The sequence below is a fragment of the Achromobacter sp. JUb104 genome, from assembly GCF_024806975.1.
Taxonomy (GTDB): Bacteria; Pseudomonadota; Gammaproteobacteria; order Burkholderiales; family Burkholderiaceae_B; genus Achromobacter; species Achromobacter spanius.
Genome location: NZ_JANUEY010000001.1, coordinates 1,044,009 through 1,065,391, shown reverse-complemented (window position 1 = coordinate 1,065,391; position 21,383 = coordinate 1,044,009). Strand labels below are relative to the sequence as shown.

Genomic DNA, 21,383 nt, shown 5'->3' with positions numbered 1-21,383 from the left:
TGGATAGCTTCATCAGCGGGATTTCAAAATCCTGGCCCTGCAATCGCTCGAATTCGTCGGCCTCAGCTTGTCCAATCAAGTACGTGTACAAATGGCGATGGAAGGCGATACTCCGCAGCGACTGCTCCTTCCAATGAGGGACATTCGCGTGTGGTACTAACAGGCGGTAGGTAGATATTCTCCCAACTTACGCCCATTGTTTCAAATAGAGCTGGGGAACATAGTGATTGCTTTATGAAGCTGTTTAATCAAACATTCCTCGAGCAAGAAAGAAATCGACTACAGGACCAGCCCCTCATATTAACCGCACGAACATTAAGGCCGGATCACATAGTGACCTGGCATAATTCTAGCTAGAACACATGCTAGTTTTCTGCGATGACTAATTAGTCAGCAGCCTCCGCGATCTCCGTAAATCCTGCAATAGTTTCGCCTATTGCGGGGATAGCCGCGCCCAAGCCCCCATTACGCAGTTGAGAAGCTGCCGCTCCCGAAACAGCCGCTTCCGTCGAAGAAGATGCGTGAGCGGTTACAACGAGATTAATTCTATCTAACAGGCGGGCGAAGCCACTGAAACTGTCGGCCCCTCGGAGATTTTCGACTATGTGTTTTGCAAAATCCATTTTTCCATAGTGCGCCACTCCCGAGCTGTCATTTTTCAATGTAAGAGTTTTTCCGTTTAGTTTTGTGCTCCGAACTTCGGAAGAAAAATACTCTTCAATGCAGCTATCTGAAGGGCGAGCCCCCTTTTGAGCCATTTTTTTTGGGCCTCCGTCCACCACGGCCGTGGGGTGTGTTGCGATCAGGTAGAGATTTCCGAATACGTGTAGGTAGGGCTGACTTCCGTCGTACGCTTTTCCTGACAGCTCTTTTGCCGCTCCCATCACCTTTCTTCCTCCTTCATCATTATCTACGATAACGATTACAGGATTCTCTTTTCCCGCCCCCAAGAACAGTTGACATGCTTTCTTATAGGCAACCATAAAATTCTGCAAATTACCTGCGCCGCCATCCTTTAGTTTTAGGACTGTATCGACCGCCGCGCCGCGATACTTGTAGAACTTTATTAGCAGATCACCGGGTTCTGCCTTGGGCTTTACGAGTAACGGATAGCTCTCCCTCAGTGCCCTTATGGCACATCTAAGATATATGTTGTCAGTTATACCCTCACAGAGAATAATTGGCGCATCGTTTTTATAGAAAAACCTATAATACAGAAAATTCCTGTATAGCTTTTCTGCACTGGTCTCTTCTATTGCATCACCGCGGGACAAGGCGGCTTCACGGTGAAGTCGATCAATCGAAGCGACGAAGCTCATCATGCCGTGCAACTGAGGAATAGTTCCTTGCACAGACTGCATTGGGGAATCGTTGCCTTTAGTCAATGCAATTTTTGGCACATCGAAAGCACCAGTACTAAACAGTCTATGACCCATAGCCCTGACCGCTCTTCGATATTCTGACCTCACGTTGACTCGTCTATTAACGACTAGTCCTGTGACCTCTTGCCGACTATCTTCATATTGCATTCGGGTCTTACTCAGATTGACGCGATAGCCAGTTTTTTCAATTACTGAATTCAATGCCTTTCCCACCACCCAGGAATGGTCATCGCCTTCTATTTTTTTAGCAATTTCAGGGGGAAAAATTCGGCCGTTGCAGGAGAAGCTCAAATCATCAGCGTAGCGGGAATAGTTAACGCCGACTTTAGCAGCGAGGCCAGCTATTCGCGCATCAAGTATCCTCGCGACCAGATTTGAAATAATTGGGGAACACGGACTTCCTTGGGGCAACTTATTTTCAAAGCAGGCGATTGTCGCGATAACTGCCGCCACCCTGGGCTGGAGTTTAAAATTATTATCTTGTCGAAGGAGACCAAAGACTCGACCGAAATTTATCGATCCAAAAAAGTCCTCAAGATCGACATTGAATACAAAGCGCTTCCGACGGTGCTGTCGGGCATTGGTGCTGATCGAGCGTCCGGGTAAAAAACCATGGGCGACACGGCCTTTACGGCCCGGATGCCTCCCGGAGTTTTTCCCGTCGCCAATTTCCGCCCAACATTCCTGTAGCAGGCAGGAAAGCTTCTTCTGTATGGTTTTTAGCTCGTCCGCTGGCGCGCTTATGCTGCGTGTGCCGCCTTTGCGCTTGGGAATTTCAAATGCACGATAGAGCTGATCGCGCGGCTTGTGGTACAGGATGTATGCTAAGCCCGGCGCGGTAACTCCTAGGAGTTCGGCGAGGTCACGAAGCGTCGTTGCTCGACGAAGTTGCTCTAGTTTTGTCATAGCGTTAGCCATAGGAGCCCACCGACACTCTTACGCAGTTGAGACCACTAATGGCGTTGCTTACATTAACGTAACCGGGCAAAGCCTCGGCCATTTTGTTTCACGTGCCACGAAACATGGCACAAACTCTGTCGGTGGGCGGAAAAATAGTAGCACAATCGACACACACAGTTTCGTATTGGAGTGCTTGGTTTCAATGGCAGCCTGGCTGGAGCAGCGCACCCCATAATTTCCTACTTCGTGTCAAAGCCCAGCGCTATTAACAACCCGCCCCCACCTCCCCGCAATCCCCCCCGCCGCCGCCTTCATCCTCTCCACCACCATCTCAAACCTTTCCACCCCCAACCTCTCCGCCATCGCCGTCACCGTAATCGCGCCCAGCGCCACCCCTCCCTCCGTCAACACCGGCACCGCCACCGCACTAGTCCCCGGCATTAACCCCATTGCCGCATGCGCAATCCCTTCCCTTCTCGCCACCTCAACTCGTGCAATCACATCCTCCACCCGCTCCCCCATCACCTCCAGCCTGGCCGCATTCCCCCGCACCAACTCCACACTCTCCTCCCTTCCCAAACTCGCCAGCAACGCCACCCCCGACACCCCCACGCCTAACGGCCGTCTAACCCCCACCTCAATCGACAGCACCTGTATCGGATGCCTGCCCGTCCGCCGCCCAATACATATTGAATCGTGCCCATGTCGAATACTCAAAAACACCGTATCCCCCACCTGATCGGCCAGCTCGCTCATATACGGGTCCGCCAGCGTCAGCAGCGGAAAGCGTCGCGTCCTTGCCAGCCCCAGCAAACTGATCTCTTGCCCGATCAAATACCGTCGCGTTTCTGAATCCTGTTCAACCGCGCCCTCTTGCACCAGCGTCTTCAGCAGGCGATGCACGGTGGGCCGATTCAAGCCGGACATGCGTTCCAGATCCACCAGCCGCACGCCGCGCTCTTGTCCGCAGGCAATCAGCCGCAGCAGCGCCAAGGCTCTGCGTACCGTCTGCGCGCCGGATGCGCTTTTATCTTCGGATTCGCTCACACGGCCTCCGGTTTGATAATGGATTTTGGCGTCTGCTGAATACCGCGCTTGGTGACGATGGGGCCTAACGATGCGTAGTTGGGGCCGCCGATGCGGCAGATGGGGCGTAGTAATGCCGTATCGATCTTGCCGTCTTGCAGCAGGCCATCGCGAATATGGAACATCACCACTTCGCCCACGAAGAACTCCGCGCCGGTGTCGCCAAACGGGGTGACGCTATGAAAGCGGCATTCCAGGCTGATGGGCGCGGCGGCAAGTCTGGGGGTGTCGATAACGGCGCCGGGCAGCACGCTTAAACCCAGCACGTCGACTTCGCTGATTTCGGGCGGGTGTTCTTGGGCGCTGTCGTGCAGGGGATCAAGCAGGGTTTCGTCGCCGACGTTGACGACAAAGTGGCGGTTGGCCAGGATGTTCTCGGCGGTGTCTTTGCGTTTGCCGGCTTTGCGGCCGATGTTGACGCCGATCATGGGGGGTTTGTTTGAGACGAAGGTGTAGCAACTGAACGGCGCCAGGTTGACGCCGCCGTGGGAGTTGACGCTGCTGATCCAGGCGATGGGCCGTGGCACGACGATGCCGCTCATCAGGCGGTAGGTTTGTTCGGGGTTCAGGTCGCTGGCGGGAAAGTGCATGGTGGGTCTGGCTCCGTAGTCCGGATATTGAACATTCAACAATGAATAAAACCGCGCGCGCAATAGGCGCCCAGGGTAATTCTGCGGCGAAACGCGGTCATGCCAGAAGCCGCCCGCAAAGCAACCTGCCAAAAGAGTCCAACATCCGGAACTTTTCTTGAAATTCGGATTGTTCAGCGGCGCGGGAATTTCTAGAGTGTCGTCAAACACAACAAACAAAACGTGATGACACGACCAGGAGACAAACCATGAATCGCAATACCCTTCGCGCCTGCGCCACGGTGGCGCTGACCGTTCTGACTTCCATGGCGCACGCCGCGTGGCCCGAGAAGCCCGTGAAGATCGTGGTGCCCTATCCGCCGGGTGGCAATGTGGATGTGGCGGCGCGGATGATTGCGCCGGGCTTGCAGGCGGCGTTTGGGCAGCCGTTTATTGTCGAGAACAAGCCGGGTGCGGGCGGCATGATTGCCGGTGAGCAGGTGGCGCGGTCCGAGCCCGATGGCTACACCTTGTTCATGGCGGCGAACGGGCCGCTGCTGTTCTCGCCGCTGATTTTCAAGCGGGATGCGTACAAGTGGGATCGGGACTTTGCGCCGATCAGTTCGGTGTCGTACACGCCGCTGGTGTTGCAGGTGAAGCCGAGCGTGCCGGCGAAGACGCTGGCGGAATTGCTGGCGCTGGCGAAGAAAGAGCCGGGCAAGCTGAACATGGCGTCTCCGGGTGCGGGGACCACGAATCATCTGGTCAGCGAGCTGTTGCAGTCGTTGACGGGCGCGCGTTGGACGACGGCGCAGTACAAGGGCAACGCGCCGGCCACAACCGATCTGTTGGGCGGCCAGGTGGATTTCAACTTTGATCAGATTTCGGTGGCGCTGCCGTATGTGAAGGAAGGCCGCTTGCGCGCCTTGGCGGTGACGACGGCCAAGCGCGTGCCGTCGATGCCGGACGTGCCGACGTTTGCGGAAGCGGGTGTGCAGGGCATGGAGGCGGCCACGTTTACGGGGCTGCTTGCGCCGAAGGGCACGCCGCCGGATGTGCTGAAACAGTTGAGCGAGGCGCTGACCAAGATCCTGGCGCAGCCGACGATCATTCAGCGTTTTGATGACCTGGGTGCCGAGGCGCGCGGTAGTACGCCCGAGGAATTCACGCGCTATCTGGCTTCGGAAGACGCGCGCTGGACGCCGATCATCAAGCGTGCGGGCATCACGGCGAACTAAGGCCAGACCGCAGCCGCCAGACCACCGCCTGGCCTGACCCGCCAGCAGCTTCGCCCTGACAACCGAACGCATCGCGACCTTGCCTGGTCATGGCCGCGATGCCGCCCCACCCTCTTCTTTCCACACGGAACCCGCCATGAGCAGACGCAGCATCTACGCCGAAGGCTTCAGCCACAAGAATCCCATTCCGGCCGCGTGCCGGATTGGGCCCATGCTGTATTCGGGCAGCATCCAGGGCACCGACCCCGCCACGGGCGCGTATGGCGCGACGTTGGAACGCCAGTGCGAACTGATGTTCGACCACGTGCGGCGCATTGTGGAAGCGGGCGGCGGCACGCTGGATCACATCGCGAAGATGACGGTGTGGATGCGCGACCGCAGCCAGCGCGCGGCGCTGAATGCGGTGTGGTTGCAAGCGTTTCCGGATGCGGAGAACCGCCCGGCGCGGCACACGATGCAGGCCGATCTGGATGGCGACAAGCTGATCGAATGCGACTTTGTGGCCGTGATCGGGTAAGGGAGACAGACGATGACTCAAAGCCAAAGTTCGCAGAATCAAGCCATGCAGAATCAAGCGGCGCAGGACCAAGCGCCGCAATACCAACCCTCGCAGTACCAACCCTTCAATCCCCGCCCCACTGCGCCCACCACCCGGCTGCCGCCTAACGCCTGCGATAGCCAGTTTCACGTATTCGGCCCTGCTGACCGCTACCCGGTGCGCCCCGGCGCGGCGTACGAGATGCCCAGCGCCACCATCGAGACCGCGCTGGGCCTGCATCGCCTGCTGGGTATCGAGCGCGGCGTGATCGTGCAGGCCACCACCTATGGCGCGGACCATCAGGTGGTGCTGGACGGCCTGGCCGCCGCCGGCCCGTCGTACCGCGGTTGCGCGAACGCGGTGGTGCTGGCCGAGCGTGACGACGCCTACATTCAGAAGCTGCACGATGCGGGCGTGCGCGGGGCGCGGTTCACGCGTCAGGGCTTGGGCATCAGCATGGCGCCCGCCGTGTTCGACCGCGCCATTGCGCGCATTCGTGAACTGGGTTGGTACGCCAAGTTTCAGCCGGAGCCCGACGGCATGATGGCGCAGGCGGCGCAGTTTGATCGGCTGGATATTCCGGTGCTGCTGGATCACATGGGGCGTGCCGATCCCACTGCGGGCGCAGCAGATCCGACTCGGCAGTTGTTGGAGTCCTTGCTACGTCGCGGCAACTTCTGGGTGATGTTGTCGTTGACGGAAAAAATCTCACGCAGCGGCCCCCCTTGGGACGACGTGACGCCGCTTGCGCAAGCGCTGATCGCCGCCAACCCCGACCGCGTGGTGTGGGGCAGCGACTGGCCGCATCCCGTGTCCACCAAGCCCACGCCCGACGAGGGCCAGTTGGTGGACCAGTTGGCGCGCTATGCGGGCGACGCCGCGACGCTTAAGAAAATCCTGGTGGACAACCCCGCTCGCTTGTTTGGATTCGACGAATGAAACTGCTGACTTATACGCATGAAGGCCGCACGCACTTTGGCGCGCTGCGCGGCCAGGACCAGATCGTTGCCTTGGATGGACATGGCCATGGTTATGACAGCCTGCGCGCTGCGCTGGAAGCCGATGCCCTGCCCGCGCTGGCCAAATTGGCGGACTCGCATCCCGCCACGCACAAACTTAACGAAGTGCGGCTGTTGCCGCCGATTCCTTCTCCAGAAAAGATCATCTGCGTAGGCGTGAACTACGGCAAGCGCAACGAGGAATATAAAGACGGCAGCGCACCGCCCGCCTACCCCAGCGTGTTCCCGCGCTTTCCGGGTTCGTTCGTGGGCCATGGCGAATCCTTGCTGCGCCCACCGGAATCCGAACAACTGGATTACGAAGGCGAGATCGCCATCATCATCGGCAAGGCCGGCCGCCGCATTGCGGCCGAAGACGCCTGGAGCCACATCGCGGGCCTGACCTGCCTGAACGAAGGTACGGTACGCGACTGGATCAAGCACGGCAAGTTCAACGTGACACAGGGCAAGAACTTTGACGCCAGCGGCTCGATGGGGCCGTGGATGGTGACAGCCGATGAGTTCGATCCCGCCGCGCCGTTAACGGTGACCACGCGCGTGAACGGCGAACTGCGCCAGCAAGACGCTACCGACAACCTGATGTTTCCGTTCGCGGAACTGATCCGCTACATCTCGATCTGGACCACGCTGCAACCCGGCGATGTGATCTCCACCGGCACGCCCATCGGCGCGGGCGTGCGCTTCACGCCGCCGCGCTTCTTGAAGCCGGGCGACGTGGTCGAAGTCGAAGTGGCCGGCATCGGCGTGTTGTCCAACCCCGTGGCCGACGAAGTCGCCGCGCACTGATCAGGAGCCTTCCATGCTTAACGACGAAGACCGCGCCCGCGCGGCCAGCCTGCTGCTTGAAGCCGAGCGCAGCGGCGTGCCCACCACGCAGTTGGATCAGGCGTTTCCCGGTATTGAGATTGCGGATGCGTATGCCATCCAGCAACGCAATATCGACCAGAAGATTGCTGACGGCGCCAAGCTGCGCGGCCACAAGATCGGCCTGACGTCCAAGGCCATGCAAAGTACCGTGGGCATTGACGAGCCCGACTATGGCCATTTGCTGGACACGATGTTCTATCAGGATGGGCAGACGATTCCCACCGACAAGCTGATCGTGCCGCGCGTGGAAGTCGAGCTGGCTTTCGTGCTGGGCAAGCCCTTGCGCGGCCCGGATGTGAGCCTGTTCGACGTGCTGGATGCCACGGATTACGTGGTGCCGGCGCTGGAACTGATTGACGGCCGCAGCAAGTATCCGCGCCGCATCGTGGACAACATTGCCGACAACGCTGCGTGCGCCGGCATTGTGCTGGGCGGCCGCCCGGTGCGGCCGATGGATATTGATCTGCGCTGGGTCGCGGCCTTGCTGTTGAAGAATGGCGTGATTGAAGAGTCTGGCGTGTCGGCCGCGGTGCTGGGGCATCCCGCGCTGGGCATTGCCTGGCTGGCGAACAAGCTTGCGCAGCACGACGCCGGGCTGGAAGCCGGACACATCGTGCTGGCGGGGTCTTTCACGCGCACCGTTGCGGTGAAGCGCGGCGATACGTTGCATGCCGATTACGGCAAGCTGGGCAGCATCTCGGTGCATTTCTCATAAGGCGGCGCGCATGGAACTCCCCATCAATACCTTTAAACGCGCGCTGCGTGAACAGCGCCATCAAACCGGGCTGTGGGTGACGCTTGGGAATGCGAACAGTACCGAACTGGTGGCGGCCAGCGGCTTTGATTGGCTTCTGCTGGATACCGAGCACACGCCCGTGGTGCTGCCAACCGTGATGGCGCAGTTGCAGGCGGCCGGCGCGTACAACAGCCATCCGGTGGTGCGGCCGTCTTGGAATGACAAGGTGCAGATCAAGCAGTATCTGGATATCGGCGCGCAGACCTTGCTGCTGCCGTATGTGCAGAACGCGGATGAGGCGCAAAGCGCGGTGGCTGGCATGCGCTATGCGCCGCGTGGCGTGCGGGGCGTCAGCGGCACGATGCGCGCGACGCGGTATGGGCGCGTGGCGGACTATATGCGCCGCTGCGAAGAAGAATTGTGTTTGCTGGTGCAGGCCGAAACGGGCGAGGCGCTGGAGAATCTGGACGCCATGATTGCGGTGGATGGGGTCGATGGGGTGTTTATAGGCCCCGCGGATCTGGCCGCCAGCCTGGGCTATCCGGGCGAGCCACAGCATCCCAAGGTGGTGGCCGAGGTGGAAAGCGCCATCAAGCGCATACGCGCGGCGGGCAAGGCGCCGGGGGTATTGACGGGGGATGAGACGTTGGCGCGGCGGTATATCGAGGCGGGCAGTTTGTTTACGGCAGTGGGCGTGGACGCGGCGATCTTGGTGCGGTATTGCGATCAGTTGGCGGCGCGGTTCGCACAGGTTTGACGGCTTTCGCTAGACGCTAGACGCGCGGCGGTCGTGGCTTATGCCACGGAAATAGCGCCACGTTTGTTACTCCCGGATCTCGGCATGTGGTGCAACACTATCCGTAAGCACCCTTACACGGCGGGCTGTCATGCATCCCGCCGTTCATCCTAGCCAAGAAGGAATCACCACCGGAGGTAACACCGCCATGACCGCTGCCACTGAACCCACGGGCCGCATGCAGACGCCCCCCGTCGTCTCTGCCGACGAATGGGAAGCCGCGCGCCAGCAGCTCCTGCTGAAAGAAAAAGCCCAAACCCGCGCCCGCGACGCCCTGGCCGCCGAGCGCCGCCGCATGCCCTGGACGCCTGTCGACAAGCCATACACATTCGACGGCCCGAACGGCAAGCTGACGCTGCGCGACCTGTTCGACAAGCGCCGCCAGCTCATCATCTATCGCGCCTTCTTCGAACCCGGTGTGCACGGTTGGCCCGAGTACGCATGCCGAGGCTGTTCCATGGTGGCCGATCAAGTGGCGCACCTGGCCCACTTGAATGCCCGCGACACCACGCTGGTCTTTGTTTCGCGCGCCCCGCAAGCCGACATCGCCCGCTTGAAAGCCAGCATGGGCTGGACGATGCCGTGGTTCACGATCACTGACAGCTTCGACGCAGATTTTGGCGTGGACGAATGGCATGGAACGAATGTGTTCTTTCGCGATGGCGACCGCATTTTCCGCACGTACTTTTTGAATAACCGTGGCGACGAGCAAATGGGTGGCACATGGAACTACCTGGACATCACGCCGTTGGGCCGGCAGGAGGCTTGGGAGGATTCGCCTGAAGGGTATCCGCAGACGCCGGCGTACACCTGGTGGAACTGGCACGACAGTTATGTGCCGGATGCGCCGCCGGATCACGAGTGGGTCGAGGTGTCCGAGGCCGCAGACAAGGCGCTCATGGAGCAATGCTGCAATAAAGGCAAGCCAGCGGCGTAGCCGCACCGCGTTACTTGGCAAGGGCGTTCAGCGTAAAGCGGGGACGCCCGTCATTTTTTATGCAGTCTGACTGCAATATTCCGATCGGCTCGTGCTAAAAAATGCAGACTGGTTTCGAATCAGGATGTCGATGACAACAATATCGAAACGGTGTGGCGCGGCTAGGCTGACGCACGTGAGGATCTGGAGAAAATGAGCACCATGAACACCCTCGTGCCCGCCCGCAGCGCGTTGCTGGTCATGCATTATCAGACCGACATCATCAATCTGTTCCCCTCGGTCGCGCCCACCTTGCTGGCGAATACGCGCACGCTTTGCGACGCGGCACGGCGCCAAGGGATCAGGGTTTACTTCGCGCAGATTCGGTTCAGCCCCGGCTATCCCGAGGTCAGTCCGTTAAACAAGAACGGGCAAGGCATCAAACAACTGGGGTTATTCACCGACGATCAGATTTCGCCGGAATTGGGCCGGCAGCCTGACGAGCCGATCATCATCGCCCATCGCGCCAGCGTGTTTTTTGGTACGGACCTTGAATTGCGACTATCGGCCCAAGGCATCGATACGCTGCTGATGGTGGGCATTGCGTCCACCGGCGTCATGCTGTCGTCGATCGCGCATGCAAGCGACGCGGACTACCGATTATTTACCGTCAAAGACTGCTGCTACGACCCAGATCCGATTGTGCACGAGCACCTGTTTTCGACGGCGTTCGCGTCGCGCACCACCGTGCTGTCGCTTGCCGACGCGCTGGCATTGCTGGCGTAGCGTGCTGATCACTTGGCCGGCGCAAATATCACCTTGACCGGGTTATCAGCCTTGTATGAAGCGGAACGAGGCCCGGACTTCGGATCAAATCCGGGATGCCATGCCCGGAGCTCCGCCTCCGAGAGCCATTCCAGTTGCAGTTGATCGTCAGGCGAAGACGACTGGAACTGCGCCAACGCATTCACCGCGGACTGGCAGTTTTCTGATACGCCGGACTTCAGGACCGAGACCTGGGTTTGCGCCGTAGATGACATGGAGCCCGGCTGAGCGCATTGGCGGACTTCAACGTGGTATTGGCCCTGGGGCGAAGGCAGATCTACAATGATTTTGTTTGGGCCGCATCCCGTCAGGAGCGCGGTCGATAAAGCCAGGAGTGCGAAACTTTTTCTCATCGAGCTACCTTGAACTTATCAATGGATTCAGTCTGCAATTAACACCGCCGAAATTGCAGTCTGACACTTTATCCGAGCCGATGGCAGCCCCTTACCGCGTCAATCGGGAAGCGCGTTCAGCGTGCCGAGGACGCCTTCGCCCACGTTGACTTTTATTGTGAGGAAGCGCGCTCCCGCTCGAGCGCAGCGCGAACTGTCTTCAAACGATTATGAATGGAGATGCGTTGTATCGCCGCTGACGCAGGGATGTCCTTCAGCATCTTCTCCAACTCTCGAATTTCTGAAGCGAGGAATTCATCGCGCTTGATCATGGCTCGACTCCTGGATCGACTTTGGCTTGGACGGGCACTTGAACGGTAACGACCTTCGATCTGCTTTGGGCCACATCAAAAGGTCAAATTGCTGTTCGATACGACCATCCATCATAGACCGTCGACACCCAAAAACACTCGCAATAACCGCCCATAAACACCGTGAAAGAGTCCTACTTTTAGCGTCACGGTCCGACTTCACCGACATCGCAATTGCCGTCCCGTCAATTCCCCGTTCAGCACATTACACGTACAAACTTCTCGCCAGTTATCTCGGCAATTGAACGCCCAGATGACCGCAGCGCCTATCCCCACCGACCATCACAAATGCCGATGGCTACACACCATCGCCTGGCCGGTCAGTTCGCCAATCAGCCTGGCGATGCCTCGCGCGCTTTCTTCATCCAGCCATTCCATGCGCACCATCCGAAACCCCATTGCCAGGCTATAGCGCCAGTCCAGTTCCAGGATGCGGTAGGCGCAACCATTTGCCTCGCAGTGCCATTGCGCAGCCGGGTCCTCATACGCCGCGCCGATGAAATCCACGTGCGAATCAAATGGCGGTAGCGATTCCAAGGGTTCGTCGGAACCGGGCAGGCACGGCTCGGACAGGTTTTCTCCGACCGCCACGCTGGGGTTCGGGCCGTTGAATGCCAGCAGCATTAACGGAAAATTCCTGGGGTCTGCGTCATAGGCCTCGCGGGTCTCGGCGCTTAGGTAGGGGCGCGCGGCGGGGCCAAGGCAGTATTGCGGGCTGTGCCAGTCGCTGTTTTCGTAATCGTCGTATAGCGGGTCAGGCGTAATGCCATGTTGCGCCAGCAGGCTCAGCGTTTCTTCGATGGTTGCGTCATGCCGAATCGGCAGGTTGGCGGGCAGATGGCCGGCCTGCACATAGCGCGCAAGCAAGTCGCCAGGTGTGCCCACGGGTTCCGGGTTTTGATATGAGCCTTCATTCAGGCCGGCCACGCCAAACCCCAGGTTGAAGATGGCGCGATACGGAACTTGCCGGCCGCGTGGCTCAAGCACGTATCCGCCTTTCAGCAGTTGCGCTTCCAGGGCCTGCCAATCGGACGGCGGCAGGTGAAAATCGCGTGGGCAAATGAATTGGTGATGTTCAGACATGGGGGATGCGCTTGGCGAATTCCGAGGTTAACGGTTTGCAATTCGTGGGCAAACCTCGAAAGTCTAAATGAAAAATTCCAGGTGAACGATAGTGCCCGGTCCGCCTAAACTTGCCCACATGAGTAAATCGTCATCCCCCTCGTCCGACCTCTTCGCGCCGCCTCGCAAGCGCTCCCCTGCCCGCGTGAATTCGCTAGCATGGATTCTGGAGCCCATGGAACGTGACGCCGCCTACCAACGCCGCAAGATGTTCGGCTGCGATGCGGCGTATCTGGATGAGTCGCTGTATCTGGTGGTGGCCGACCGTGAACCGCCCTGGGACGGGGTCATGGTGTGCACATCGCGCGAGCAGCATGCGGCGCTGATGGCGGACGTGCCGGGTCTGTTGGAGCATCCAGAGTTGGGTAAGTGGCTGTACCTGCCGCAAACCGACGAAGCGTTTGAGTCCCGCGCCGCTACGTTGGTAAGACTGGCATTGGATCGGGACCCGCGCATGGGGGTAGCGCCCAAGCCGAAAGCCTCGCGGCGCAAGTCGTGGCGTGCTGCTGATTAGGCTGCTGACCCGGTGACCGACCAAGCCGCTGACCAAGCCGCTGACTGCGTCGACGACAACGCCAATGATCAGCCGCCCGGTTCACTCAGCGACTTCAACACCGTCCACCCCGATTCAATATGCTTGCGCATCGCCAACATGGCCGCTGACGCATCTCCCGAGGCAAACGCTTGCAGGATCTCTTCGTGTTCTCGCACCGCATCCTGGCCGCGATTTGACGCGGAATTGATCAAATCAAATGGGTAACGCGCCCATAGGATCTGCACGAAGTGCAAGGTTTGCGGCAACTGCGCAATGTCGTAGAGCTGGCGGTGGAAGCGGTAATTGATGCCGCGCGCAATGGCGCGGTCGCCGGTTTCGAAGGCTTTGGCGAAGTCATTGGCCAGCACGCGCAGTTCGGTGATGTCTTGCGTGGTGATTCTTTCGACGGCGGCGCGCACCAATTGCGATTCCAGTAACAAACGCAGTTGCAGGATTTCGGCGGATGCGCCGGCATCGAACGGTACGACGCGCGCGCCTCGGTAGGAATCCCCGCTGATATAGCCTTCGGCTTCAAGCAGCTTGAGCGCCTCGCGCACCGGCGTGATGCTGAGCTTCAGTTGTTCTGCGATCTCGGCCTGCTTCAAGCGTGACCCGCGCGGAAATACGCCCGAGATAATGCGCTCTCGCAAGTAATCCGCGACTTGTTCCTCTTTCGTACGGTATTCCATTTATTAAGCCTGAGTGGCCCGGACTTGCCGGTTAAACCTTGGATTAAACCCGCCTGGGTAAAACCCTGATTACAGGCCGCGAAGCCCCTATGGGGCAGATTCTAACCGTTAAGCCATGGCGGCACCTTGGGATTCCGCGGCGATACGGCGGGCGCGTTCGACGACGGGTTTGTCGATCATTTTTCCGTCCAGGGCGGTGGCGGCGCCATGGCTGGCGTCGAAGGCGGCCAGCACGCGCCGGGCCCAGGCTTGTTCGTCGGCGGTGGGTAAATAGGCGGCATTGACGGCGGCGACCTGGCGGGGGTGGATGCAGAGCTTGCCGCCGAACCCAAGCTGCCGCGCGCGCCGCGCATCGGCCAGCATCTGGTCGGGGTCGTTGAATTCCAGGCTGACGCCATCGATGGGCGGGGCCAGGTCGGCATGCCGGGAGGCCAGCACGATGTCGGTGCGGATGGCGGTCATGGCATCGGCTTCGTCGGCAATGCCGCTGTCCACGGCAAAGTCCACGCTGCCAAAGGCGATGCGTTCAACGCCTGCCTGCCGCGCCATGGCGTGCAGGTCCATATAGCCGCGCACCGTTTCCAGCAAGGCGATGATGGGCCTGCCGGGTAAGGCCAGCAGGGTGTGCGCCACGGTGTGGGCGTCGGCCTTGGGCAGCATGACGCCCACGCCGGGCGCGGCGCGAACGGCTTGCAGATCGTCCTGATACCAGTCGGTGTCGGCGGCGTTGATGCGGACGATGGCTTGGCCGCCTTGGGCCAGCCAGGCGGCCACGTCGATGCGCGCTTGCGCCTTGGCGGCGGGCGCGACGGCATCTTCCAGGTCCAGAATGACCGCATGCGCGCCACTGGACGCGGCGCGGGCGTAACGGTCCGGGCGGTCGCCCGGTACAAACAACAGGCTGCGGGAAGGAGCGTTCACAGGCGCCTCATTCAAAGACCACATCTTTGGAATTGGTGAGTCGGCAAAAGCGTTGCAGGCTTTTGATGGCGTTGTCGTGCTCTTCCGTGCTTAGGCCGCAGCAGCAGTCTTCCAGCACCACCATGTCGTAGTCGCGGTCATGCCCTTCGCGCACGGTGGCCTGCACGACGGCGTTGGTGGAGATGCCCGAGCAATAGATCCGCTTGATGCCGTGCGCGCGCAACACGGCTTCCAACGTGGTGCTGTAGAAGGGGCTGACGCGGTGTTTGATGATGTCAAAGTCGCCCGGTTGTTGCCCCAGGTCGGGGTGCACCTGCGTGCCCCACTCGCCCAGCTTGAAGATGCCGTTCTTGCGCGCGCCCGAGAAGATGGGGGAATGGGGCGGGCATTCGCGGTAGTCGGGCGAAAAGCCCACGCGCACGAAGCCGATGTGCAGGCCGGCGGCGCGGGCCTTGTCCAGCGCGTGGCGGGTGTTTTCCAGGATGGCGCGGCTGCGCACCTGCTCTCCGTAGGCGGCGCGGCCGTTGGGACCGTCGGCATGGACCAGATCGTTTTCCATGTCCAGCACTAGGTAGATGGCGTCCTTCATTGATGGCTCCTTTAAATCAGGGGTGTTTGTTCACGCTGCGTTGAATGGCGCAAAAAGGTGGGGACTGGTTAAAGAATGACCTCGCGCCTTTCGAGGTCGGCGCGTTGCTGTGCGCCAAGCCCCAGCAGTTCTCCGAAAACATAATCCTCGTCCTGGCCCAGGGCGGGGGTCAAGCGCCGGATGCCGACCTGGTCCGCCCCACTGAAGCGGGCGGGTGCGCCAACCGCCAAACGGGCGGGGATGTCTGGCGCCTGCACGGTGGTGACGGCGCCGCGCGCGCTCAGGTGCGGGTCCGACGCCACGTCCTGCATCGTCCACGAGACGTGGGCGCATACGCCGGCTTGCTGCAAGCGTTCGGCGGTGGCGTCCGCATCACAGGTCGACAACCACCGTGTCAGCGTGTCGTCCAGTTCCTGGCTGTGCTGCCGACGTAACGCGGCCGTGGCGTAGCGGGCATATCCGGCGCCGTTGCCGCTACTGTTGCTGCTGCTGATGCCCTCGCTCTCGCCCTGCCCCAACGTGCGTACCAATGCCTGCCATTCGGCGTCGTTGCGGATGGCCAGTGTCAGCCAGCGGTCGGGCTGCGATGTGGGATACACGCCATGCGGCGCCATGTCCAGGTCCGCATTGCCCGGGCGTTCGGGGGTGATGCCCAGGCTGGCCAGCACCAGCGCGTCGCCGATCATGGCGGATGCCACTTCACGCGCGGCCAGGTCCACATGCTGGGCCTGGCCGGTGCGGCGGCGCTGGTGCAAAGCGGCAAGGGTGGCAAGCGCCGCATGCACGCCTGCCGCGTGGTCCATGACGTGGCGCATTTCTACGGGCGGGCCGTCGCGGTATCCGCTCATCCACCCCAAGCCGCCCCAAGCGCCAAAGAGCGGTGCGTAGCCTGCAAAGTGCGAGTCGGGGCCGCTTTGGCCGCAGGACGACAGGGACAGCAAGACCAGGTCAGGCTTGGCCTCGCGCAGCGCCTCAAAGCTCAGCCCCAGGCGCTGCATCACGCCCGGGCGGAAACTTTCGGCGGCCACTTCCGATAGCGCAACGATGCGCTTGGCCAGCGCCACGGCTTCGGGCTGCTTCAGATTCAGGCGCACCGACAGCTTGTTGGCCGACACCTGATCAAACGTGGCGGCCGACATGCGGCCATAGACCGCATGCGGCTTGCGAAACGCATCGGGCCGGGTAGCGCTTTCTATCTTGATGCACTCGGCCCCAAGTTGAGACAGCAGGTGCGTGCAGAACGGGCCAGCTGCGTGAATGGTGAAGTCCGCGATGCGCACGCCGGCCAGCGGCGCACGCAGGCGATCGGTCTGCGGGGAACGTGCCTGGGCCTGACTCATGCGGTGGCCTCCTGTGCCATCTCGTTCAAGGCGGGCACGGCGCCCGCGCGCGGCAATGGGGTACAGCGAAACTGAAACGGGGCGACCAAGATCTCGGCCTCGCGGCCACTGGCCAATACGGCGGGCGCAAAGAGACCGCGTGCGCGTTCCTGTTCGCCTTCTATCACTTCAGCGGGCAAGCGGTATTTGGCGGCGGGCACGCCCAATTCCTGCGCGCGCCGGACGATGTCTTCGACCGTGTGGCGCGCCATCCACTCCCGGATATGGCCATTGATTTCATCGCCCCGACGGCTGCGCTCCAGGGGGTCGCGCAGGCCCGGGTCCGCTGCCCAGGCTGGTTGGCCCAGCAGATCCACCAACGACCGCCACTGGCGGTCTTCCAGCGTCAGCAATTCGATGTAGCCGTCTTGCGCTTCAAACACGCCGCCGTAGCGGAAGCGGCGGCTTGCGCGGTGTTCCAGCGACCCGTCGCCCAGGCGTTGCAAGGCGAACGCGCCCACGGAGAGGACCGCGTCTTGCACCGACACATCCACGTATTGGCCGCCGCCGGACGGCACGGCCCACCAGGCCGACAGCGCGCATAGCGCGGCCATCGCGCCGCCCTGGTAGCCGCCGAAGTGGCCGTAGATTTTCAAGGGCGGCCGATCCGGGAACAGCTCGTGCGACAAGCCGTTGGGCAGCAGGAAGCCTTCGCCGCCCGCGTGCAGCAGATTGACCTCTTCGCCGTCCCAGTCTGCTTTTGGTCCGGTTGCGCCAAACGGCAGCACGCTGACGTGGACCAAGTCGGGCCAGTCGCGGGAGACCTGATCTGGCGACAAGCCCTGTGTCGCGCGCGCTTGCACGGGCGTGTCGTCGATGAGGATGTCTGCCCCCGCCAATTCGCGCGCCAGCAATTCGCGGCCTTCGGCCTGCGTCAAATCGGCTTCCAGGCTGCGCTTGCCCACGGCCAGATAGGCGAACAGCGCACTCTCATCGCTGTCGTCGATCAGCGGCGGCGCCTGCCGCAGCCGCGACCCGCCGGGCGGTTCCAGCATGACGACTTGCGCACCCATCACGGCAAGCATCCGTCCGGCATAGGCGGCCGCGACCGTGTTCGAGCGCTCCAGGACCCGGCAGCCGGACAAGGGCAGCGTGGTGGTGTGTTGCGGTTCGTAGGACTGCATAAGGGCTGTCTCGCAAGGTTACGGCCGTGGACCGGTGAAGGAATCACCGGTCCACGGGTCACGGGTCAACGGGTGAACGGATCAACGGGTCACGGGCAATTCAAGGTCCACGCCGGAGCCATCCAGGAAGGCCGGCAGGCGCACGTCGCGCGACGGCAGTGCCACGGTGGCGATCCCCGGCGTGGTCAGTTCGCCGCGCTGGTTCTCGGCGGCCAGTTCAATGTCGACCAGGCCGACGTTGTCCTTGACGTACTTGCGCAGCACCTTGCCCTTGCAGAACGTGGTGTCGCCCATGATGTTGAAGCGCCGCATTTCGGTGCGCACGCGCTTGATGACCCCGGCGTCGCCCATCCAGTTGGTCACCAGCGAGCACATCCACGACGAGCGTTGCGGGCCGTAGTCATAGGTGCCCGGCACGCCCACTTCCTTCGCGACCGATTCGCGGTGATGGCCGATGCCGGTGTATTCCACGCCGCCACCCGCTTCCGGATTGCGGAAGAAGTGGCCCGGGTGCTTCACCGCCGCCTGCAACACCACGCCGTGCGTGTGGCCGCGTCCGCATCCAACCAGGAAACCCATCGTGTCCATCAGCGACAAGGGGCCGCGCGCAATCGTGGGCAGTTCTTCGCCTTCCTGCACTTCTTCCCAATAGCGCACGTTGGCGCCACGGATGTTCTTCGGCTCGTCCAGCACCATCTGGTCGATGCGGTCGCGCTCTTCGTCGGCGTATTCGTGCTGGACGATTTCCTTGTACTTGCCGGTGTCGCGTGCCGCCTTGCGTTCGTGGCGCGTGCACGTGCCCAGGGCGCGGGCAACCAGTTCGCCGCGCTGGTTGTAGTAGCTGGCCTCGACGTACTGCAGCACCAGGCGGCCCGAGAACTTGCTTTCTTTTTCCTCCACGCCCACCACCCGTTCAATGGCGGTGATGCGGTCGCCGGGACGCACGTGGCGGAACAGTTCCCAGTCGTTGCCGGCATAGAAGCCATGCACGCCCGGCAGACCCCAGCGGGTGCGGCCCAACCAGCCGAATGCCATCGGGAACATCGGGTGGCCCAGCAAGGTGCCGTAGCGGGTGCCCGCTGCGTAGCCCGCGTCGCGATACAGCGGGTTCAGGTCGCCAATACCGTTGCACCAGTTGCGCAAGGTGTCGGCCGTGGCGTCTTGCAGGTACGGCCCTTCGGGGCGCAGGTGCAAGCCGATCATGGCGCGCGCGGCGGCGATGGCTTCGTCGGTGATCAGGCCTTCGGCGGGGGCGTTGCCGACATCGGATTGGGGAAGGTTCATGACATTGCTCACGGTTGCGACTCCTTTACCTATCGCTAGAATGCAGAATGCATTCTTCAAGTACGTAAAAAAAGGGGTTGATAAGGCGGGGTTATTCAAAGGTTCATTCAATACGGATGCCGGCCGCCTTGATGATGGCGCCCCACTTCTGGCGTTCATCGTTGACGAATGCATTCAACTGCGCGGGCGGCATCACCAAGGGTTCGACGCCGATGTCCAGCATCTTGCGGCGCATCTCGGGTTGCTCCAGCACCAGACGGATCTGTTCGCTCATTTGCCGGATGATCGGCGCGGGTGTGCCGCGCGGGGCGAACAAGGCGTCCCAGGCCACAACGTCGAAGCCGGGCACGCCCTGCTCGGACACGGGCTGCACGCCAGGCAGCATGTCGCTGGCCTTGAGCGACGTGATACCCACGGCGCGCAATTTGCCGCTGGCCAGATGCGGACGCGCGGCGGTAACGGTGTCAATCACCAGCGGGATCTGCCCGCCCATGGCGTCGGTCAATGATTGGCTTGAGGCCTTGTACTTCACCGCGAAAAGCGGCGCTTGCGCCGATTTCACGAACTCCGCGAACACCACCTGCGCCGTGGTGCTGGGCAAGCCGACGTTCAGCGTGTCGGGTCGGGCGCGGGCGCGTTGGATCAGTTCGCCCACGCTATTGGCGGGCAGGTCGGCGGCGGACGTGCAGATCACCATGGGCAGCAAGCCGATCATGGCCACACCGGTGAAGTCGGCGGTGGGGTCGTAGCCCTGGTTGGCGTACAGGAATTCGTTGGCCGCGTTGGTGGCGTTGGTGCCTAGCAAGAAGGTGTAGCCGTCGTTGGCGGCGCGAGCGGCGGCGGCCGACCCGATGTTGCCGCCCGCCCCTGCTCGGTTCTCGACCACGATGGGTTGATTCAAGCGCTTGGCCAGGTCTTGCGACAACAGGCGCGCCAGCACGTCGGCGCCCTGCCCCGGCGCATACGGCACGATGATGCGGATGGGCTTGTCGGGCCAGCTTGCGGCCAACGCGGCGGGCATGCTTGCCACGGCTGCCAGCGCAAAAATTCCGGTGATTGCCGTGCGCAGCCAGGTGCGGCGACTACTAGCGGTATCGCACGTTGTGCGACAGCTTGCATGGGTCGTTGCGCGCGGAGTCGCATGGGCCGTTGCGCGAACGTTCGCGCGGGAACTCGGGCGGGATGTCATCAAGGCGTCCTTTGTGTCCAGGGTCATGGGGATCAGCCGTTCAGCGCCAGGCCGGCTCGCGGCCAGCGTGCGGCAAAGAGTTGGCCGTGGCCCGACAGCGTGATGTACGCCGTGCGCCGGTCGCTGCCGCCAAAGCAGATATTGGTGCAATAGCCCTCGGGCGCTTCGTGGAATTCCAGCGCTTCGCCATCGGCGGAAAACACGCTGATGCCGCCCCGCACCAGGGTGGCCACGCAGATATTGCCGCCCTCTTCCACCGCCAAGGAATCAAAGCGCTGATAGCCGGGCAAGCCGTGCACCAGTTGCCCGCCGTTGGGTGACGGCCAGGCCGACAGTTGCAAGTGGCCTGGCGCCGACGCGGCATCTGGAATGGGATACGACCACAGCCGGCTGGTCTCGGTTTCGGATACATACAGCCGGCTGCCGTCCGGCGACAGGCCCACGCCATTGGGCGTCAGCACGGGATGCGCGGCACGGCGGATGCCGCTGCCGTCAAGCCGCGCGTAATACACGGCGCCGCGCAGCATCTTGTCTTCGAAGGTCTTGCCAAAGTCCGTGAACCAGAAGCCGCCATGCGCATCGAAGACGATGTCGTTGGGGCCATGCAGCGGCGTGCCGTCGCAGTGGGTGTATAGCGTCTGGACCACGCCAGTGGCGATGTCCACGCGCTGGATGCAGCCGCCGTCGTAATCCTCAGCGGGGCCGGTGGGCCGCGTGAAGCCGTCATCGGTGCGCCAACTGAAACCGCCGTTGTTGCAGACATAGCAGTGCCCGTCCGGCCCCAGCGCCGCACCGTTGGGGCCGCCGCCCAGGTCCGCCACCTTACGCAATTCGCCGTTGGGCAACACGCGGGTCAGCCGCCCGCCCGCGATCTCGACGACCAGCACGCTGCCGTCCGGCATCGCAACCGGCCCTTCGGGAAACGCCAGCCCGGTCGCCATGACTTCGCCTTGCAGCTTCAGTTGCTTCATGCCTG

Annotated in this window: 22 protein-coding genes; 9 read left to right on the top strand and 13 right to left on the bottom strand. The window is 61.6% G+C overall.

What is annotated here, in order from left to right:
- Positions 1 to 386: 386 nt before the first annotated feature.
- The 3 genes from M2361_RS04955 to M2361_RS04945 form a co-directional block, all read right to left on the bottom strand.
- A complete protein-coding gene (locus M2361_RS04955) occupies positions 387 to 2,288 on the bottom strand; it encodes a retron Ec67 family RNA-directed DNA polymerase/endonuclease (RefSeq protein ID WP_259246570.1) in 1,902 nt (633 codons plus the stop codon).
- A 243-nt stretch (positions 2,289 to 2,531) separates the two neighbouring features.
- Positions 2,532 to 3,329: an IclR family transcriptional regulator gene (locus M2361_RS04950; protein ID WP_259246568.1), complete on the bottom strand. Its 798-nt coding sequence runs from the start codon at positions 3,327 to 3,329 to the stop codon at positions 2,532 to 2,534.
- Positions 3,326 to 3,958, bottom strand: coding sequence for a flavin reductase family protein (locus M2361_RS04945; RefSeq protein WP_259246566.1), 633 nt, complete (start codon positions 3,956 to 3,958; stop codon positions 3,326 to 3,328). The genes M2361_RS04950 and M2361_RS04945 overlap by 4 nt, the downstream gene beginning before the upstream one ends.
- Before the next feature lie 248 nt (positions 3,959 to 4,206).
- On the opposite strand from M2361_RS04945, the gene M2361_RS04940 reads away from it, so the two are divergent.
- The 8 genes from M2361_RS04940 (at position 4,207) to M2361_RS04905 (ending at position 10,833) form a co-directional block, all read left to right on the top strand.
- Positions 4,207 to 5,175, top strand: coding sequence for a tripartite tricarboxylate transporter substrate binding protein (locus M2361_RS04940; protein ID WP_259246564.1), 969 nt, complete (start codon positions 4,207 to 4,209; stop codon positions 5,173 to 5,175).
- Between the two features lie 136 nt (positions 5,176 to 5,311).
- Positions 5,312 to 5,692 carry a RidA family protein gene (locus M2361_RS04935; protein WP_100856148.1) on the top strand — a complete coding sequence of 127 codons (381 nt, stop codon included), beginning with the start codon at positions 5,312 to 5,314 and terminating at the stop codon, positions 5,690 to 5,692.
- 45 nt (positions 5,693 to 5,737) lie between these two features.
- Positions 5,738 to 6,652, top strand: coding sequence for an amidohydrolase (locus tag M2361_RS04930; protein WP_259249241.1), 915 nt, complete (start codon positions 5,738 to 5,740; stop codon positions 6,650 to 6,652).
- A complete protein-coding gene (locus M2361_RS04925) occupies positions 6,649 to 7,518 on the top strand; it encodes a fumarylacetoacetate hydrolase family protein (RefSeq protein ID WP_259246561.1) in 870 nt (289 codons plus the stop codon). The genes M2361_RS04930 and M2361_RS04925 overlap by 4 nt, the downstream gene beginning before the upstream one ends.
- A gap of 13 nt (positions 7,519 to 7,531) precedes the next feature.
- A complete protein-coding gene (gene hpaH / locus M2361_RS04920) occupies positions 7,532 to 8,314 on the top strand; it encodes a 2-oxo-hept-4-ene-1,7-dioate hydratase (RefSeq protein WP_054425394.1) in 783 nt (260 codons plus the stop codon).
- A gap of 10 nt (positions 8,315 to 8,324) precedes the next feature.
- Positions 8,325 to 9,092 (top strand): HpcH/HpaI aldolase/citrate lyase family protein, encoded by a 768-nt coding sequence (locus M2361_RS04915; protein WP_259246553.1) that lies wholly within the window; start codon positions 8,325 to 8,327, stop codon positions 9,090 to 9,092.
- 187 nt (positions 9,093 to 9,279) lie between these two features.
- The gene (locus tag M2361_RS04910) at positions 9,280 to 10,068 is read left to right on the top strand and encodes a DUF899 domain-containing protein (protein ID WP_259246551.1); all 789 of its coding nucleotides are present in this window, start codon (positions 9,280 to 9,282) and stop codon (positions 10,066 to 10,068) included.
- A gap of 192 nt (positions 10,069 to 10,260) precedes the next feature.
- Complete coding sequence (locus M2361_RS04905) at positions 10,261 to 10,833, top strand: isochorismatase family cysteine hydrolase (RefSeq protein WP_259246550.1); 573 nt, start codon at positions 10,261 to 10,263, stop codon at positions 10,831 to 10,833.
- A gap of 544 nt (positions 10,834 to 11,377) precedes the next feature.
- Here M2361_RS04905 and M2361_RS04900 read toward each other — a convergent pair.
- Together M2361_RS04900 and M2361_RS04895 are read right to left on the bottom strand one after the other, a co-directional pair.
- Positions 11,378 to 11,536, bottom strand: a complete 159-nt coding sequence (locus M2361_RS04900) for a hypothetical protein (protein WP_259246548.1) — start codon at positions 11,534 to 11,536, stop codon at positions 11,378 to 11,380.
- A gap of 321 nt (positions 11,537 to 11,857) precedes the next feature.
- Positions 11,858 to 12,658, bottom strand: a complete 801-nt coding sequence (locus M2361_RS04895) for a hypothetical protein (protein WP_259246546.1) — start codon at positions 12,656 to 12,658, stop codon at positions 11,858 to 11,860.
- 214 nt (positions 12,659 to 12,872) lie between these two features.
- Here M2361_RS04895 and M2361_RS04890 point away from each other — a divergent pair, with 214 nt between their 5' ends.
- Entirely contained in the window at positions 12,873 to 13,211 is a 339-nt protein-coding gene (locus M2361_RS04890; RefSeq protein WP_259246543.1) for a hypothetical protein, read from the top strand.
- 68 nt (positions 13,212 to 13,279) lie between these two features.
- Here the strand turns inward: M2361_RS04890 and M2361_RS04885 are convergent, their stop codons facing one another.
- The 8 genes from M2361_RS04885 to M2361_RS04850 all read right to left on the bottom strand — a co-directional run bounded on the left by M2361_RS04885 (position 13,280) and on the right by M2361_RS04850 (position 21,378).
- The gene (locus M2361_RS04885; RefSeq protein WP_259246541.1) at positions 13,280 to 13,921 is read right to left on the bottom strand and encodes a GntR family transcriptional regulator; all 642 of its coding nucleotides are present in this window, start codon (positions 13,919 to 13,921) and stop codon (positions 13,280 to 13,282) included.
- Positions 13,922 to 14,029: 108 nt separating this feature from the next.
- Positions 14,030 to 14,842, bottom strand: a complete 813-nt coding sequence (locus M2361_RS04880; RefSeq protein WP_259246540.1) for a CoA ester lyase — start codon at positions 14,840 to 14,842, stop codon at positions 14,030 to 14,032.
- Between the two features lie 7 nt (positions 14,843 to 14,849).
- Positions 14,850 to 15,431: a cysteine hydrolase gene (locus tag M2361_RS04875; RefSeq protein WP_259246537.1), complete on the bottom strand. Its 582-nt coding sequence runs from the start codon at positions 15,429 to 15,431 to the stop codon at positions 14,850 to 14,852.
- 68 nt (positions 15,432 to 15,499) lie between these two features.
- The gene (locus M2361_RS04870) at positions 15,500 to 16,771 is read right to left on the bottom strand and encodes a CaiB/BaiF CoA-transferase family protein (RefSeq protein ID WP_259246535.1); all 1,272 of its coding nucleotides are present in this window, start codon (positions 16,769 to 16,771) and stop codon (positions 15,500 to 15,502) included.
- Positions 16,768 to 17,934, bottom strand: coding sequence for a CaiB/BaiF CoA-transferase family protein (locus M2361_RS04865; RefSeq protein WP_259246533.1), 1,167 nt, complete (start codon positions 17,932 to 17,934; stop codon positions 16,768 to 16,770). The genes M2361_RS04870 and M2361_RS04865 overlap by 4 nt, the downstream gene beginning before the upstream one ends.
- 81 nt (positions 17,935 to 18,015) lie before the next feature.
- Entirely contained in the window at positions 18,016 to 19,218 is a 1,203-nt protein-coding gene (locus M2361_RS04860) for a MaoC family dehydratase N-terminal domain-containing protein (RefSeq protein ID WP_259246531.1), read from the bottom strand.
- Positions 19,219 to 19,321: 103 nt separating this feature from the next.
- Positions 19,322 to 20,239: a tripartite tricarboxylate transporter substrate binding protein gene (locus tag M2361_RS04855; RefSeq protein WP_259246529.1), complete on the bottom strand. Its 918-nt coding sequence runs from the start codon at positions 20,237 to 20,239 to the stop codon at positions 19,322 to 19,324.
- A gap of 200 nt (positions 20,240 to 20,439) precedes the next feature.
- The gene (locus tag M2361_RS04850; protein ID WP_259246526.1) at positions 20,440 to 21,378 is read right to left on the bottom strand and encodes an SMP-30/gluconolactonase/LRE family protein; all 939 of its coding nucleotides are present in this window, start codon (positions 21,376 to 21,378) and stop codon (positions 20,440 to 20,442) included.
- Positions 21,379 to 21,383 lie beyond the last annotated feature (5 nt).